General features: G+C 70.8%; 15 protein-coding genes. 7 read left to right on the top strand and 8 right to left on the bottom strand.

The window, feature by feature from the left end; genetic code table 11:
* Window positions 1-43 precede the first annotated feature (43 nt).
* Window positions 44-2,350 carry a glycoside hydrolase family 3 C-terminal domain-containing protein gene (locus QSV35_RS07800; RefSeq protein ID WP_286288095.1) on the top strand — a complete coding sequence of 769 codons (2,307 nt, stop codon included), beginning with the start codon at window positions 44-46 and terminating at the stop codon, window positions 2,348-2,350.
* A gap of 65 nt (window positions 2,351-2,415) precedes the next feature.
* On the opposite strand, the gene QSV35_RS07795 is transcribed toward QSV35_RS07800, so the two are convergent.
* The 3 genes from QSV35_RS07795 to galT all read right to left on the bottom strand — a co-directional run bounded on the left by QSV35_RS07795 (window position 2,416) and on the right by galT (window position 5,771).
* Window positions 2,416-3,252, bottom strand: a complete 837-nt coding sequence (locus tag QSV35_RS07795; RefSeq protein ID WP_286288094.1) for an alpha/beta fold hydrolase — start codon at window positions 3,250-3,252, stop codon at window positions 2,416-2,418.
* A gap of 141 nt (window positions 3,253-3,393) precedes the next feature.
* Window positions 3,394-4,599, bottom strand: coding sequence for a galactokinase (gene galK, locus QSV35_RS07790; protein ID WP_419956823.1), 1,206 nt, complete (start codon window positions 4,597-4,599; stop codon window positions 3,394-3,396).
* Entirely contained in the window at window positions 4,596-5,771 is a 1,176-nt protein-coding gene (gene galT / locus QSV35_RS07785; RefSeq protein ID WP_286288092.1) for a galactose-1-phosphate uridylyltransferase, read from the bottom strand. Before galT ends, galK begins: the two co-directional genes overlap by 4 nt.
* Window positions 5,772-5,845: 74 nt before the next feature.
* Between galT and QSV35_RS07780 the strand changes: the two genes are divergently transcribed.
* The gene (locus QSV35_RS07780) at window positions 5,846-6,826 is read left to right on the top strand and encodes a LacI family DNA-binding transcriptional regulator (RefSeq protein ID WP_286288465.1); all 981 of its coding nucleotides are present in this window, start codon (window positions 5,846-5,848) and stop codon (window positions 6,824-6,826) included.
* 121 nt (window positions 6,827-6,947) lie between these two features.
* Here the strand turns inward: QSV35_RS07780 and QSV35_RS07775 are convergent, their stop codons facing one another.
* The 3 genes from QSV35_RS07775 to QSV35_RS07765 all read right to left on the bottom strand — a co-directional run bounded on the left by QSV35_RS07775 (window position 6,948) and on the right by QSV35_RS07765 (window position 9,213).
* Window positions 6,948-7,718, bottom strand: coding sequence for an alpha/beta fold hydrolase (locus QSV35_RS07775; protein WP_286288091.1), 771 nt, complete (start codon window positions 7,716-7,718; stop codon window positions 6,948-6,950).
* Between the two features lie 10 nt (window positions 7,719-7,728).
* Window positions 7,729-8,703, bottom strand: a complete 975-nt coding sequence (galE, locus tag QSV35_RS07770; protein WP_286288090.1) for a UDP-glucose 4-epimerase GalE — start codon at window positions 8,701-8,703, stop codon at window positions 7,729-7,731.
* Between the two features lie 120 nt (window positions 8,704-8,823).
* Window positions 8,824-9,213, bottom strand: coding sequence for an SHOCT domain-containing protein (locus QSV35_RS07765; RefSeq protein WP_286288089.1), 390 nt, complete (start codon window positions 9,211-9,213; stop codon window positions 8,824-8,826).
* 183 nt (window positions 9,214-9,396) lie between these two features.
* Here QSV35_RS07765 and QSV35_RS07760 point away from each other — a divergent pair, with 183 nt between their 5' ends.
* The 4 genes from QSV35_RS07760 (at window position 9,397) to QSV35_RS07745 (ending at window position 11,396) form a co-directional block, all read left to right on the top strand.
* Window positions 9,397-10,011, top strand: coding sequence for a GNAT family N-acetyltransferase (locus QSV35_RS07760; RefSeq protein ID WP_286288088.1), 615 nt, complete (start codon window positions 9,397-9,399; stop codon window positions 10,009-10,011).
* Window positions 10,008-10,550: an NUDIX hydrolase gene (locus tag QSV35_RS07755; RefSeq protein WP_286288087.1), complete on the top strand. Its 543-nt coding sequence runs from the start codon at window positions 10,008-10,010 to the stop codon at window positions 10,548-10,550. Before QSV35_RS07760 ends, QSV35_RS07755 begins: the two co-directional genes overlap by 4 nt.
* A 109-nt stretch (window positions 10,551-10,659) precedes the next feature.
* Window positions 10,660-11,142 carry a sugar O-acetyltransferase gene (locus QSV35_RS07750; protein WP_286288086.1) on the top strand — a complete coding sequence of 161 codons (483 nt, stop codon included), beginning with the start codon at window positions 10,660-10,662 and terminating at the stop codon, window positions 11,140-11,142.
* Between the two features lie 86 nt (window positions 11,143-11,228).
* On the top strand, window positions 11,229-11,396 hold the full coding sequence (locus QSV35_RS07745; protein WP_286288085.1) for a hypothetical protein: 168 nt from the start codon (window positions 11,229-11,231) through the stop codon (window positions 11,394-11,396).
* A gap of 42 nt (window positions 11,397-11,438) precedes the next feature.
* On the opposite strand, the gene QSV35_RS07740 is transcribed toward QSV35_RS07745, so the two are convergent.
* Window positions 11,439-11,888 (bottom strand): MarR family winged helix-turn-helix transcriptional regulator, encoded by a 450-nt coding sequence (locus tag QSV35_RS07740; RefSeq protein WP_286288084.1) that lies wholly within the window; start codon window positions 11,886-11,888, stop codon window positions 11,439-11,441.
* A gap of 50 nt (window positions 11,889-11,938) precedes the next feature.
* On the opposite strand from QSV35_RS07740, the gene QSV35_RS07735 reads away from it, so the two are divergent.
* Complete coding sequence (locus QSV35_RS07735) at window positions 11,939-13,003, top strand: GNAT family N-acetyltransferase (protein WP_286288083.1); 1,065 nt, start codon at window positions 11,939-11,941, stop codon at window positions 13,001-13,003.
* Here QSV35_RS07735 and QSV35_RS07730 read toward each other — a convergent pair.
* On the bottom strand, window positions 12,980-15,571 hold the full coding sequence (locus QSV35_RS07730; RefSeq protein ID WP_286288082.1) for a PEP/pyruvate-binding domain-containing protein: 2,592 nt from the start codon (window positions 15,569-15,571) through the stop codon (window positions 12,980-12,982). The genes QSV35_RS07735 and QSV35_RS07730 overlap by 24 nt on opposite strands.
* Window positions 15,572-15,635: the final 64 nt, after the last annotated feature.

Here is a 15,635-nt window from a genome sequence, read left to right as displayed (position 1 = left end):
GCCGCCCCGGGCACCACACCCCTCCAACCGAAAGGACGCCCGCATGACCGATGTCACCGCAACTGGCACCGCACTCGAGGTCACCGCATCCGACCTCACCCTCGAGGAGAAGGCGTCGCTCACGAGCGGCGCGAGCTTCTGGTACACGAAGCCGATCGAACGCGTCGGCGTGCCGGCGATCATGGTCACCGACGGCCCGCACGGTCTGCGCAAGCAGCGCGAGTCCGGCGACCACCTCGGCATCGGCGACAGCGTCCCGGCGACGTGTTTCCCGCCGGCGGTCGGCCTCGGGTCGTCGTGGGATGTCGAGCTGATCCACCGCGTGGGCGAGGCGCTCGGCATCGAGACGTCGATCGAGAATGTCGCGGTGCTGCTCGGTCCCGGCATCAACATCAAGCGTTCGCCGTTGTGCGGCCGCAACTTCGAGTACCTCTCCGAGGACCCGATCGTCTCCGGCGTGCTGGGCGCGGCGATCGTCAACGGCATCCAGTCGAAGGGCGTCGGCACGTCGCTGAAGCATTTCGCCGCCAACAACCAGGAGAACGACCGGATGCGGGCGTCGAGCGACGTCGACCCGCGTCCGCTGCGCGAGATCTACCTGCGCGGCTTCCAGCGCGTCGTCGAGGACGCGCAGCCGTGGACGGTGATGTGCTCCTACAACCGCATCAACGGCGTGTACGCGTCGGAGGACCCGTGGCTGCTCACGCAGGTGCTGCGCGACGAGTGGGGCTTCGAGGGCCTCGTCGTCTCCGACTGGGGTGCCGTGAACGACCGCGTCGTCGGGCTTCCGGCGGGTCTGGACCTGGAGATGCCGTCGTCGAACGGTGTCACCGACGCGCAGATCGTCGCGGCCGTCCGCGAGGGCTCGCTCGGCGAGGAGGCGGTGGATGTCGCGGCGGACCGCGTCCTCGACCTCGTGCGCAAGGCGCAGGCCGGCGCCGGGGCGGTCGCTGGTCCGCTGGACGTCGACGCCCATCACGCGCTCGCGCGTGAGGCGGCGGGGCGTTCGATCGTGCTCCTGAAGAACGAGGGCGGCGTGCTGCCGTTGGCGAAGGACGCGAAGATCGCTGTCATCGGCGAGTTCGCGCAGAAGCCCCGCTACCAGGGCGCCGGGTCCTCGATGATCAACCCGACGCGCCTGGACAACGCGCTCGACGAGATCCGCGCTGCCGCGACCGGCGTGGTCGCGTACGCGCCGGGCTTCAGCAACGCGCTGCAGGTGTCGGAGGAGGAGACCGCGTCGCTGCGTGCGGAGGCCGTGGCCGCCGCATCCACCGCCGAGGTCGCCGTCGTGTTCTTGGGCCTGCCCGCCCGTCTCGAGTCCGAGGGCTACGACCGCGAGGACATCGACATCCCCGCCGCGCAGCTCGCGCTGCTCGACGCGGTGCTCGCCGCGAACCCGAACACGGTCGTGGTGCTCTCCAACGGAGGCGTCGTGGCGCTGCCGTTCGCGGACCGCGTGCCGGCGATCCTCGAGGGGTGGCTGCTCGGCCAGGCGGGCGGCGGCGCGACCGCGGATGTGCTCTTCGGCGACGTGAACCCGTCCGGCAAGCTGACCGAGACGATTCCGGAGCGCCTCGAGGACACCCCCGCGTTCCTCGATTTCCCGGGCGAGTTCCTGCACGTCCGCTACGGCGAGGGCCTGTACGTCGGCTACCGGTGGTACGACGTGCGTCGCATGGGCGTCACGTTCCCGTTCGGGCACGGCCTGTCGTACACTACGTTCGCGTACGGGGACTCGAACGCCGCCGTCGACGCGAACGGCGACGTCGAGGTGACGGTCGCGGTGACCAACACGGGCGAGCGCGCCGGCCGCGAGGTCGTTCAGGTCTACACGTCCCTGTCCGGCTCCGCGGTGCAGCGCGCGCCGCGTGAGCTGAAGGCGTTCGCCTCCGTCGCCCTGGAGCCCGGCCAGACCGAGACGGTGACCCTCACGGTCCGTCGCAAGGACCTCGCGTACTGGAACGTCAGCGCCGACCGCTGGATCGTCGAGGGCGGCGAGTACACGATCGAGGTCGCCGCCTCCAGCCGCGACATCCGCTCGAACACCACAGTCGCCATCGTGGGCGACGCGTTCACGCTGCCGCTGTCGCGCTCCTCGTCGCTCGGGGAGGTCATGCGCCACCCGATCGCGGGCCCGATCGTACAGGCCGCTATGGCTCAGATGATGGGCGGTCTGGGTGACGAGACGGCGTCGATCATGCCGGAGGGCGTCGACATGAGCAAGATGATGGAGTCGTTCCCGATCGGCCGCGTCGGCATGATGGCGGGTCTCGCCGGAGGCGGCGAGGGCGTCAGCGAGGAGATGATCGACGGTCTCATCGCGATGGCCAACGCCGCGCAGGGCTGATCCACCGGCCGGCCGGATACGGAAGGCCCCCGTCTCTTCGGAGGCGGGGGCCTTCTCGATACGGGTCAGCCGGCGAGGAAGGCGAGGAGCGCCTCGTTCACCTCGGCGGCATGGGTCAGCAGCATCCCGTGCGGAGCGCCCTCGATCTCGACGAACGTCGCCCCCGGGACCATCGGCGCGAATCGGCGTGCGGTCGCGTCGATCGGCAGGATGTTGTCGGCCGTGCCGTGCAGGATCAGCGCGGGCACCTCGATCGCGGGGATGTCGGCGCGGAAGTCGGTCGGCCATGCCAGCGGAGCCGCCGCGATCGCGACGTTGCCCATCTGGTTGCCGACCTGCACGCTCGCCGCCAGCGCCTCCGGCGAGATGCGCGAGCCGAGATTCTCGTCGAGGTTGTAGAAGTCGTGGAAGAAGCCGGTGAGGAACGCGTAGCGGTCGGCCCGGATCGTTGCCGACACCCCGTCGAAGTACGCCTGCGGGGCAGCGCCTCCGGGGTTGTCCTCGCCGACGAGCAAGTAGGGCTCGAGCGAGCCGATGAACACGGCCTTCGCGACACGCGCACTGCCGTAGGTGGCGAGATAGCGGGCGATCTCGCCGGTGCCCATCGAGAAGCCCACGAGCACGGCGTCGCGGAGGTCGAGACGCTCCATCAGCACGTTGAGATCGGCGGCGAACGTGTCGTAGTTGTAGCCCCACGCCGCCTTCGTGGATGCGCCGAACCCGCGCCGGTCGTATGCGATCACGCGGAATCCGGCGTCCAGGAGCGCGCCCGCCTGCGCGCCCCACGACTCTCCGTTGAGCGGAAAGCCGTGGATCAGCACCACCGGCTGCCCGGTGCCCTGGTCGGTGTAGAAGAGGTCGATGTCGACGGAGTTCTCGTGGTCGACGGTGAGGTATGCCATGACGCTCCCTGTTCGCGGGACGGGTTCACGGGCGCGCGACGGGATGCCGCGGCCCCGCTCTCGACGTTAGGCCGCGGCATCCCGTTCCGCCAGGGTCAGCCGCCCCCGGGCCGGCCGTTCAGGCGCCCCGAGTGTGCCGGGTCAGGCGTCGCGGCGAGCGCCCTCCGACGGCTGCACCGTGAAGACGGCCGGAGCCGTGAAGCCCGCGTCGGCGAACGCGCGTGTGACGGCGTCCGCCACGGCATCCGTCTTCTCCCGTGCGACGAGGGCGATGGCGCTGCCGCCGAATCCACCGCCGGTCATGCGGGCGCCGAGGGCGCCGGCGGCCAGCGCCGCGTCGACCGCGGTGTCGAGCTCGGGGCACGAGACCTCGAAGTCGTCGCGGAGCGAGACGTGAGAGGCGACGAGCAGATCGCCGATCGCCAGCGGCCCTTCCGCGCGCAGGACGTGCACCGTGTCGAGCACGCGCTGGTCCTCCGTGACGACGTGGCGCACGCGGCGGAACGTGACGTCATCGAGGATGCTGCGGGCCCGGTCGAGATCCGCGGTGGAGAGGTCCCGCAGCGCCGGCATGCCGAGCGCCGCGGCGCCGCGCTCACAGGCGGCGCGACGGTCGCCGTAGCCGCCCGTCGAGTGCGCGTGCTGCACGCGGGTGTCGATCACGAGCAGCTCGAGGCCGGCGGCGGCGAAGCCGAGGTCGACGGGCGTGCCTTCGAGCGAACGGCAGTCGATGAAGATCGCGGCATCCCGGCGTCCGAGCATCGACGCCAGCTGGTCCATGATCCCGGTCGGCGCGCCGACGGCGTCGTTCTCGGCGCGGCGGCCGATGCGGGCGAGCGCGGTCGCATCGAGGTCGAGCCCCCACAGGTCGCGGAGGGCGGATGCGGTCGCACCCTCGATCGCGGCGGATGACGAGAGTCCCGCCCCGACGGGCACGTCGGAGGCGAGGGCGATGTCGACGCCCTCACGGCCGGCAGTCCCGAGCGCCCAGGCGACGCCGAGCGGATACGCGGCCCACTCCGGCATCGCGTCGCGCGGGAACTCCGCGCCGGAGAGGTCGGCGAGGTCGATCTCGACGGGCTCGGGCGAGAACGTCGAGGCGACGCGCATGCGACCGTCCTCCCGCCGACGAACGGCGGCGACGGTGCGGTGGTCGATCGCGAACGGCATCGCGTAGCCGTCGTTGTAGTCCGTGTGCTCGCCGATGAGGTTGACGCGGCCGGGTGCCGACCAGACGCCGTCGGGCTCGGCGCCGGTCAGCGCGAAGAGCAGGGCGCGGGCCGTCGCCACGACCGCCTCACTCGCCGCTCGCGTCGCGGAGCCTGTGGGCGCAGCATTCCGGCTCATTCGTGTCCCTCGCTTCTCGGGTCGGCGACGCTCTCGACGGCTTCGCGCAGTCGCGCCGCGGAGGTCTCCGGCGGGATCTCTGCGGTCCACGCCCACATCGCCGCCTCGGATCCGGCGAGGAACTTCAGCTTGTCGGCGGCGCGCCGCGGCGACGTGAGCTGCAGGTGCAGGCGCACGGCATGCCGTCCGACGCGCACCGGGGCCTGATGCCAGGCCGCGATGTACGGCGTCGGGGAGTCGTAGAGGGCGTCGACGCCGCGCAGCAGTCGCAGGTACAGGGGGGCGAGCTCGTCGCGCTCGGTCTCGTCGAGGGCGGTGAAGTCGGGGACGTGCCGGTGCGGCATGAGGTGCACCTCGAGGGGCCAGCGGGCGGCGAACGGCACGAAGGCGGTCCAGTGCTCGCCCTCGAGGATGACGCGGGACGAGGAGCGCTCGAAAGCGAGGATGCGATCGAAGAGGTCGGGCCCGGTCTGCTCGATCGCATCGAGGACCCGCCGGGTGCGCGGCGTGACGTAGGGGTAGGCGTAGATCTGACCGTGCGGATGCGGCAGCGTGACGCCGATCGCCTCGCCGCGGTTCTCGAACGGGAAGACCTGCTCGATGCCGGGCAGCGACGACAGCGCCGCAGTGCGGTCGGCCCACGCCTCGATGACGGTGCGGGCGCGTGTCACCGTCTGCGTTCCGAACGAACCGCTGTGCTCGGGGCTGAAGCACACGACCTCGCAGCGGCCGACGCTCGTGCGGGTGCGGCCGAGGCCGAGCTCGTCGAGGTCGGCGAGACCTCGGGGGGCGTCGTCGGCGGCGGGCGCGGTGCCGCGCTCATCCGCGAGGGCGGGCCCGAACGAGGGCGAGCGGTTCTCGAACACCGCGACGTCGTAGCGAGAGGGCACTTCACTGGGGTTCGTGGGGGACTGCGGGGCGAGCGGGTCGGCGTCGGCGCTCGGCAGCATCACGCGGTTCTGGCGCGCGGCGGCGATCGTGATCCAATCGCCGGTCAGCACATCGAGACGCATCGTCGCGGTCTCGGGGCGCGGGTCGAGCGCGCGTGCGTCGACCGCGCGGTCGGAGCCGAGCGTCGTGCCGGGGTCGTCGTAGTAGACGAGGTCGCGGCCGTCTGCGAGCACCGTGGCGCGCTTGACGACTCCCGCGCCGAGGACCTCAGGTGTGTTCACGTCAACACGGTAACAGGGATGCTATGTTAGCGTCAACACGGGGGAGGCATGCGGTGGACCCGAAGCGCGTATCGATGGCGGATGTCGCCGCACTGGCCGGGGTGTCCGGGCAGACCGTCTCGCGGGTCGTGAACGGCAGCCCGCGCGTCGACCCTGCCACCCGCGCCCGTGTCGAGGCGGCGATGGCGGAGCTCGATTATCGTCCGCACCGCGCGGCTCGTGCCCTCCGCACCGGTCGCAGCCAGACGATCGGCCTCGTCGCCGCGACGCTCGCGACGGTCGGGAACTCGCGGATGCTCCAGGCGGTGGCGGATGCCGCTGCATCCCGCGGCTACGCGCTCGTTGTGGTGACCCTGGGAGCTGCGGGTTCGATCGGCGAGGCCTTCGTGCAGCTGCGCGAGCAGGGCGTCGACGGTGCGATCGTGCTCAACGAGGCGACGCGTCTGGTGCAAGATGCCGCCATCCCCGCCGAGCTCGCCCTCGTCGTCGTCGACGCGCCCCCGGGTTCCGCCTTCGGCGGGGCGGCGCGGGTCGGCGTCGTCGAGACCGACCATGCGGGCGGCGCCCGCGCGGCTGTCGAGCATCTCTTCGCCCTCGGACACTCCACCGTGCACCACATCGCCGGCCCCGAAGGATCGTTCGCCGCTGCCGAGCGTGAGCGCGGCTGGCGCGATGCGCTCGCGGAGGCCGGTGTCGAGGCGCCCGAGGTGGTGCACGGCGATTGGTCGTCGGCATCCGGATTCGTCGCCTCCGCGTCGCTTCCTGTCGACGCCACCGCGGTGTTCGCCGCGAACGACCAGATGGCGCTCGGCGCGCTGCGCGCGCTCACCGAGGCGGGCCGGCGCGTCCCCGACGACATCAGCGTGGTGGGCTTCGACGACATCGCGGATGCTGCGGATTATCGCCCGCCGCTCACGACCGTCCGACAGGACTTCGACACGCTCGGCGAGCGGGCGCTCGCGCTGCTCGTGGCATCCATCGAGACGGATGCCGAGCCCGCCTTCGAAACCGTCCCGGCGCCCCTCGTCGTGCGGTCGAGCACCGCCCGCCCCTGATCAAGGGCGCAGCAGGCGCGGCTGCGGGCCCTCGATACGCGCGATCGCGACCGTGACCTCGACCATCTCGGATTCGAGTCGGTCGGGGCGGGCATCCACGCGTGTAGAGGAGAACCGGCGGTCAGATCGGGTGCGCTCGCGCGAAGGCGAGGATCGCGTCGCGCACGGCGGGGGACTCGAGGTGGATGCCGTGGCCTCCCGGCACCTCGAGGAACACCGCGCCGGGGATCCGCGCCGCGAGGTCGCGGCCGTTGGCGATGAGGGTGATCTCGTCGTCGGTGCCGTGGATCACGAGCGTGGGGACGGGGATGCCGCCGAGGTCGTCCCACGCGTCGTGCGTCGAGCTCGCCTGGAAATGCCCGCGCCGCGCACGGATGGGCGCGTCCGAACGAGCGAGCATACCGAGGACGTGGGGATGCTCCGTCCGAAACGCGTCGCCGAAGAAGTACGGGCCGAGCACGGCCAGGTCGCCGCCGGCCAGAGCGGCCGTCGCGTGCGTGGGCCGCGCGTGCCCGCGCGCGTCGCCGCCCGTGCTCGAGATGAGGGTGAGGCTCGCCATCCGCTCCGGATGGTCGATCGCGAGCCATTGCCCGATTCGGCCGCCCATCGAGTGGCCCACGACGTGCGCGCGGTCGACGTCCGCGGCGTCGAGAACCGTGATCGCATCCGAGGCCAGCGCACGGGTGGTCCACTCCGGAGCGTCGCCGAGCGTGCTCGGGCCGATGCCGCGGTGATCGTACGTGATCACGCGGAACTCGGGGGAGAGCGCTGGGATGAGGAGGTCCCACGTACGACGGCTGACGCCCTGCCCCGCGATCAGGAGCAGCGGCTCGCCCGAGCCGTGCTCCTCCCACTCGATGTCGGCGCCATCGGCCGTCCGTGCCACGGGCATCGGACGGATGTCAGACGAGGGATGCGGCGCGCCGGGCCTCCCAGCCCGTGCGGACCATCTCATCCACCGTGTACCGGTTCCTCCAGTCGAGGTCGCGTGCGGCGAGGTCTCCGGTCGCGACGATGCGGTCCGGGTCGCCGGGGCGGCGCGGACCGATCTCTGGCGTGAAGTCGATGCCCGTGACCCGCGCCATGGCGTCCATGATCTGCTTCACGGACAGGCCGTTCTGCGATCCCAAGTTGTACGCCGGTTCGATCGGCTGGCCCGACGCGAGGCGCTGCGCCGCGACGACGTGGGCGGCGGCGATGTCGGCGACGTGCACGTAGTCGCGGACGTTCGTACCGTCCGCGGTGTCGTAGTCATCGCCGTTGATGCGGGGTGTCTCGCCCGCGATCAGCTTCTCGAACACGATCGGGAAGAGGTTGTGCGGGCTCGTGTCGTACACACTCGGGTCGCCCGAGCCGACGACGTTGAAGTAGCGCAGCGACGTGTGGCGAAGCGCGCCGTCGGTCGCCACCGCCTGGTCGCGGATCAGCCACTCGCCGATCAGCTTCGACTCGCCGTAGGGGGAGGCGGGTCGCTTGGGCAGGTCCTCGGTGACGAGCGGTACGTCCGGCGTGCCGTAGACCGCGGCCGACGACGAGAACACGAGGTTCTTCACGCCGGCGGCATCCATCGCCTCGAGCACGATGCGCGTCGCCTCGACGTTCTGCGCGTACGTGTGCAGCGGGCGCCGGACGGAGACGCCGGCGTACTTGTATCCGGCGACGTGGATGACGCCCTCGACGGCGTGTTCGCGCAGGGTGCGCTCGACGAGGTCGCGATCGAGGATCGTGCCCTCGACGAACGGCACGCCCTCGGGGACGAAGGATGCGTGGCCGCTCGACAGATCGTCGATCACGACGGGCTGGATGCCCGCTGCCGAGAGAGCGCGGACGATGTGCGCGCCGATGTAGCCGGCGCCGCCGGTGACAAGCCAGGTCATGCGTCTATTCTGCCGGGTCGGCTCGCGCGTCCGCTCAGGCCCGGCGGAAGACCGCGCGAGCTCCGGGGCGAAAAGAAACGAGGCCGCCGTTCGGAGAACGGCGGCCTCATTGACGGAACGTCAGGCGAGAGCCTTCGACTTGAGCGTCTCGAATTCCTCCTGCGTGATGGCACCGGAGTCCAGCAGCGACTTGGCGGAAGCGATCTGATCGGCCGCTGACGTCGACGACGACGCGCTGACGGACTTGATGTATTCGGCCTGGGCCGCCTGCATCTCCTGCGCCTGCTCCAGCTGGCGCTTCTGCATCCCACCGCCACGCGCGATGAGGTAGACGAGGATTCCCAGCCAGGGGATGAGGATGACGAAGATCACCCAGATCGTCTTGGCGCCGCCGCCCATGTCCTTGCTCCGGAAGATGTCGCCGAAGATCCAGAACAGGCACATGAACCATGCGAAGAAGAGGAAGAACTCGAACAGCGCGAGCAGGAACGAGCCATTGTCATTGAACATGTTGTCTCCATTCGGTCGGAGGGTGCCTGACGCCGGTGCAAAGGTAATGGCTGGTACGCCTGCGCCGCGTGATTCGGAGAGTAGCAGTGTCGCGCAACGATGTGCAGATGCGCCGCGGGTGATCTTTCTCCCATTGAGAGCCGTTCATCCGTTCCGGTTCGGGGCGGTCACTACGGTGGATCCATGGATCCCCTCACCGCCGTCCCCTGGCCGCTGCGCACCGAACGTCTCGCCATCCGTCGTGCGACTGCGGACGATGTCGAGGCGACCTGGGTCTGGCGGAGCCTGCCCGAGGTCGGCGAGTGGATCACCCGTGCGCCGGCCGACATCGAGACCTACGCGCAACAGTTCACGGACGAGGCGCGGCTCCCCACGATGCTCGTCGTCGCGCTCGAGGATCCGGCGGAGCCCGAACGGCGTGGCCGGCTGATCGGTGACGTCATGCTGCGCATCGAGGACGGCTGGGCGCAGGCGGAGGTCGCGGAGGCGGCCCAGGGGACACAGGCCGAGCTCGGGTGGACCCTTGATCCGGCCCTCCAGGGCCGCGGCTATGCGACCGAGGGGATTCGCGCCGTGATCGGCGCGTGCTTCGGACCATTGGGGCTTCGTCGCATCCACGCCGGCTGCTTCGCCGCGAACGAGCCGTCGTGGCGCGTGATGGAGCGCCTCGGTATGCGCCGCGAGGAATTCAGCCGCGGCACCGGCCTGCATCGCTCGGGTGTGTGGATGGACGGGCTGAACTACGGCCTGCTCGCCGAGGAGTGGAGCGGCGCAGCCGATGGGTCGAGACGAGGATGATGCTCGTCGACGACCTGCTCGCCGCCCTGGAAGAACTGCATCCCACCGAACAGCGGGATGCCTACATCCGGTTCGTCACCGCATCCGGGGATGCATCCCTCCGGCGCGACGGCGGTCCGGAGCACGTGACGGGCTCGTGCTTCGTGCTCTCGCCGGACGTCGATCGCGTCCTCCTCTGCTTCCATCGCAAGGGGCGGTTCTGGGTGCAGTTCGGCGGGCATGTCGAACCGCAGGATGCCTCGGTCGCCGATGCCGCGCAGCGGGAGGCGCGCGAGGAGTCCGGGATCGCCGATCTCACGCTGATCTCCCGCGCGATCGTGGACCTCGACCGTCATGATCTGCACGGCGGCTTCTCCTGCGCCGCGCACTGGGACATCGGGTTCGTGGCCGTCGCCTCCCCGGACGTCCGGATCAGCGTCAGCGACGAGAGCGAGGATGTGCGCTGGTTCCCCGTCGACGATCTGCCGGGCGACGTGCCTCCGGGGTTCGAGTCTCGGCTGGAGAAGGCAGTCCGCGCGGCATCGTCGCTGCGTCGCTAGGGCCGTGCGCGCGGCAGCCCTGTCATCATGGGCGATGATGCGGAACGAGCGACTGATCCCGAGGCGTACACCGGAGTCGCGCGCGGTCACGGAGCGGATCCAGGTCGTCATGGACCTGACCTCTCGGCTGAACGTCCTGCGGCACGGCGACATCGACGCGCGGACGGCGCTGCTCGGAGAGATCCTCGGTCGACCCGTGCCGGGCACGCTCACGATCTATCCGCCGTTCTACTGCGACTTCGGGCTCAACCTGGAGTTCGGCGACCACGTCTTCGTGAACCAGAACTGCTCGTTCTACGACCTCGGCGGAATCACGATCGGCGACCGCACCATGATCGGACCCGGCGTCACGCTGACCACTGCCGGCCACCCGGTCCAGCCCGCCGAGCGCTTCGACGGCATCACCGTCGCACCGATCGTCATCGGGTCGGATGTGTGGATCGGTGCGAACGTCACGGTGACGCCCGGGGTGCGGATCGGCGCGGGCTCCGTCGTCGCAGCGGGCGCCGTCATCGCGAAGGACGTCCCGCCGAACTGCGTCGTCAGCGCCGGCGGGTATGTCACTCGGCGGGATCTCGACCCCGGCCGCTAGCCGCGGAGCCGAATCGAGGGACGCGGCCACCCGCAGCGCCACGAACCGCGAGTACGGTGTGGATCACACCTCCGGAAGGAGCCGCCATGTCGTCCGGTGAGCACAGCCACGACCACGTCCCCGAGCCGGGTGAGCCGACGGTGCCCGAGCTCGAGGAGGACGAGAACATCGCGCCGCGGCCGGAGGAGGAGATCGCGGACATCCTGCGCGCTGAGCCGGATGTCGAGGAACACCATCCCGACGTACGCGGCTAGCGCGGCGGCACCGTCGTCGAGTGCTGCTCCAGCGCGCTCGACCTAATCGTCGAGGTCGGCGATCCGGCGTGAGATCTGCGCGAGAGTGGCCAGTTCGTCGCGGGTGATGTGGTCGAGGAACCGATCGTGCACCGAGGTGAGGTGGGTCGGGGTCGCGTCTCGCAGGGCGGCCCGGCCGGCATCCGTGAGGTGGTAGATGGATCCGCGCGCGTCGGCGGGGTCGGCTGCACGGGTGATGAGACCGCGCGCCTCCATGCGCACGGCGTGGTGCGACAAGCGGCTGCGCGACCACTGCATCTTGTGGGCGAAGTCCCGGAGTCCCCACGCGTGGTCGGGTCGCTCGACAAGGGTGCTGAGGACTTCGTAGTCGGGAGCCGAGAGCGACGTGGTCGACAGGTCGCGTGCGAGTCGGGCCGGCAGCACGGTGAGCAGCCTGCGGACCTGCTTCCAGTCTTCCAGTTCATCGCCGACGAGCTGAGGAGTTGCGCTCATGGACCGAGCATATCGTTGACATGTCGAAGATCGCGAGTAATGTCGTTGATATGTCGAAGAAAATTCGAGTGCTCGTCATCGTCGCGAGCGTGCGCCCCAGGCGCCGGGCGGATGCGGTGCTGGCGTGGTGGCGTGCGGCGACCGGTCCGTGCGCCGAGGCGCTGGGTGTAGACGTCGAGATCGCTGATCTGCGTGAGGTGCATCTGCCCTTCGACGACGAGCCGGAGGAACCGGACACCGGTCGCTACATCCACGAGCACACGCGGCGATGGAGCCGAACGGTCGCGGGCGCGGACGCCTTCGTCGTGGTGACCAGCGAACACAATCACTCGATGCCCGCGTCATTGAAGAACGCGTTCGATCACCTGGCCGCCGAGTGGGCCGGCAAGCCGATCGCCTGGCTGAGTTACGGCAACACGTCGGCGGGGACGCGGGCGCTGCTCTCGGCCAAGCAAGTCGCGACCACGCTGGGATTGAGCTCGGTGCCAGGCGATATCTCACTGCATCTCGCCGACTGGACGGGCGACACCCCGCCCGCAGACGCAGCCCGGAGTCGCCGCGCGGTCCGGCAGCTGGAACGCCTCGTGGCGTATGCGCAAGCCCTGCGGCCGCTCCGCGGACCGCGGATCGATGTCGGCGGACTGGCGGCGGGCCTGGTCGCCCACAGAGCTCAGACAGGGGATGCGGCCGAGTTGCTGGTGCTCCAGCGATGCTGCTGGGTGGACGAGGCCATCGTCAACAACACCCTCGCGATCGCGGCACTTCACGAGGACCTGGACGAGGTCTCCAGCGCGATCGCCACACGCCGTGTCGTGGTCGTGCGCCGCGGCGCACGACTCATCGCATCGGTGCAGTGCTGGCAGGATGGCGCGGATTGGCGGATCGGGCGTCTGATGGTCGCGCCCGACGAACGGCGCAGAGGCCTTGCGCGGGTCCTCCTCCGGTATGCCCAGGAGCAGCGTCCGCCCGGCACGCGACGGATCACCCTCGCCACCGGCGCGCACAGCCGGGCGAATATCGCGCTCTACGAGTCCGAGGGATTCGAGCAGGTGCGTGCGCCTGCCGATGACGTCATCGAACTCGCCAAGCGATCAGACCTCTGCAACGCGTCCTAGCACCCGGGTCCGTTCGTTCGTCGCGAGCGTGACGACACCGCTCGCGCCGTCGATGGTCACCTCGTCGCCTGTCGCGATCGACTCGGTCGCCCGCGGGACGCCGACGACCGCGGGGATGCCGTACTCCCGTGCGACGACTGCGCCGTGGCTGTTCGCGCCGCCCATCTCCATGACGAGGCCGCCGGCGGTGAGGAACAGCGGGGTCCAGCCCGGGTCGGTGGACGGAGCGACGAGGATCTCGCCCGGCTCGAGCTTCGCTCCCACCGGATCGAGGATGACGCGGGCCCGCGCAGTGACGGTGCCCGCCGACGCCGGCGTCCCGCGCAGCGCGCCCTCGGGTGCCACGGCCGATCCGACCGCCTCCGGCTCGGTGCCGTCGGACAGCAGCACGCGCGGCACATGCCGGCGCTGCAGCTCCGCGTCGTAGCGGGAGCGGCGCTCCGCGACCTGCGCGCGCAGGTCCTCGCCCGCCGCGACGCGCTTCGTCTCCTCGAAGTCGAGGAAGAACACGTCGCCCGAATCGGCGAGGAGACCCGCATCCGCCAGCTCGCGTCCTATCTCGAGCATCACCGAGCGCGCCCGGCGCAGCGCGATGATCACGAGGTACTTCGGCATCTCCCGCATCCCCACGAGCGCTCGCGCGCGCCGCAGGCAGAACCGCGCGGCGCGGGCGCGCAGCGGTCCGTCAGCGCGGCGATACAGCGTCTGCATCATCGCGGTCGCGTCGCGTGCGCCATCGGCGAAGTGCTGCGCCGGGGTCTCGGCATCCGCGTCGAGGCGCAGATAGCCGGACAGCACGCCGAACAGATGTGCGGGGTCGTCCGCCCAGCGCGGCATCCCGAGATCGATCTCGGCGACCGCGCGATGTCCGTAGCGATCGAGGAATTCCACCATCCCGCTCTGCAGGACCGTCGGCAGGGTCCCGCCGAGGCACGCGTCGGCGAGATCACGCGCGGTTCGCGTCTGGAGGGCCTCCGCCGATGCCGCATCGGCGCGAGACCGGACGGCGAGTCGCCACAGGTCGAGGTCCATCTCGGTCGTGACGTTGTCGGGCACGCTGCGCAGCACGGTCTGCAGATCGCCCGGCCGTGCGGCGTCGCGGAGGAACCTGCGCGCCAGCCCCAGCATGCCGAAGCCGACGGCAGCCCCCGGGATGCTGCGCGGCGCGTACGGCATCGCCTGGAAGATCAGGTCGACCACGCCGTCGACCCGGTCCGGGATGCTGCCGGACGGGACGTCGAGCGCACGCACCTCGGCCTCCATCCGCCGCACCCGCCGCTGCGCCGCACGGGGATCGGCGAGCGCCTGAACCGCGACGAACGGCGCGCGGATGCGGCCGGCCATGTGCAGGAAGGCGCGCGCGAAGCGCCGCCGCGACCCCGGGACGACGGCGAAGCGCGGGTCGTCGAGAAGGCCGCGCAGCACGACCGCGGACCGCGCCTCCATGACGTCCAGCGCCCGCGGGAAGATGGCGCGCCCTGCGGCGGATCGCGCGATCGGCGTCGCGTCGACGAACAGGCGGTCGCCGCCGACGGCGAGTCCGCCCGGTCCGTCGACGATCCGCTCAGGTCTGCGGCCGATGAGGTCGAGGAAGCCCGCGCCGATGACCCGGAACGCAGCGACGCCCATCGGGGTGATCGGCCGGTGCAGACCCTGCGCGAGGCTGATGCAGAAGTACGCGCGGATCTCCTCCGGAGGTTTCGGCGCGTCGCGCACGGGTACCGGGAACAGCGTCGTGATCGGTCGCGACTGGGTCAGCCGCATCCCGCCTTCGGCGTCGATCGCCCACTCGATGTCCTGAGGGGCGCCGAACGCGCCCTCCACGCGGTCGCCGAGCGCGGCGAGCGCACGCACCTGGGCGTCGGTCACGCTGACCGCGGCTCCGGCGATCCGCCGGTCGAGGATGCGGCCGCTCGCCGTGTCCACGACGAAGTGGTCGGGGTCGACGCTCCCTGAGACGACGGCCTCGCCGAGTCCGAGCGCCGCGTCCAGCACGGCCTGCCGGCGCCGTCCCGTGACGGGATCCGCGGTGAACAGCACACCGGCGGAGGTGGCATCCACCATGCGCTGGACCACCACGGCGAGCGCGACGCCGGCGCCGTCGATGCCCTGCGCGGCGCGGTACGCGACGGCGCGGTCGGTCCACAGGGACGCCCAGCAGCGCTGCACGGCGTCGAGCACGTCGTCGGATCCGGAGACGTTGAGATACGTGTCCTGCTGGCCGGCGAAGCTCGCGCCGGGGAGGTCTTCGGCAGTGGCCGACGACCTCACGGCGACCGGCCCTTCCCCGAGCGCCGAGTACGCCTCGCGCACGGCGACGGCCACCTCATCCGGGAAGGGGGCCGCCAGGACGGCGGCGCGCGCGGCCGCCGCATCCGTCGCCGATCCGTCCTCGACCAGCGTGCCCCGCACCGCCAGCCGGTACGCCTCCGTCGTGACGCAGAAGCCCTCCGGCACATCGAACCGCGCACGGATCAGTTCGCCGAGGTTCGCGGCTTTGCCGCCGACCTCCGCGATGCGGTCGGCCGTCAGGTCGGCGAGGTCCAGGACGAGGGCGCTGTCAGGCATCCGACACTCTTTCCCGATTAATTCATCACATGACGAATTAAGTGCAGGATCGCACGTCCACGGC

Origin of the sequence: Microbacterium candidum (assembly GCF_030315975.1) — a bacterium.
Taxonomy (GTDB): domain Bacteria; phylum Actinomycetota; class Actinomycetes; order Actinomycetales; family Microbacteriaceae; genus Microbacterium; species Microbacterium candidum.
This window is presented reverse-complemented; position numbering and strand designations above follow the sequence as displayed.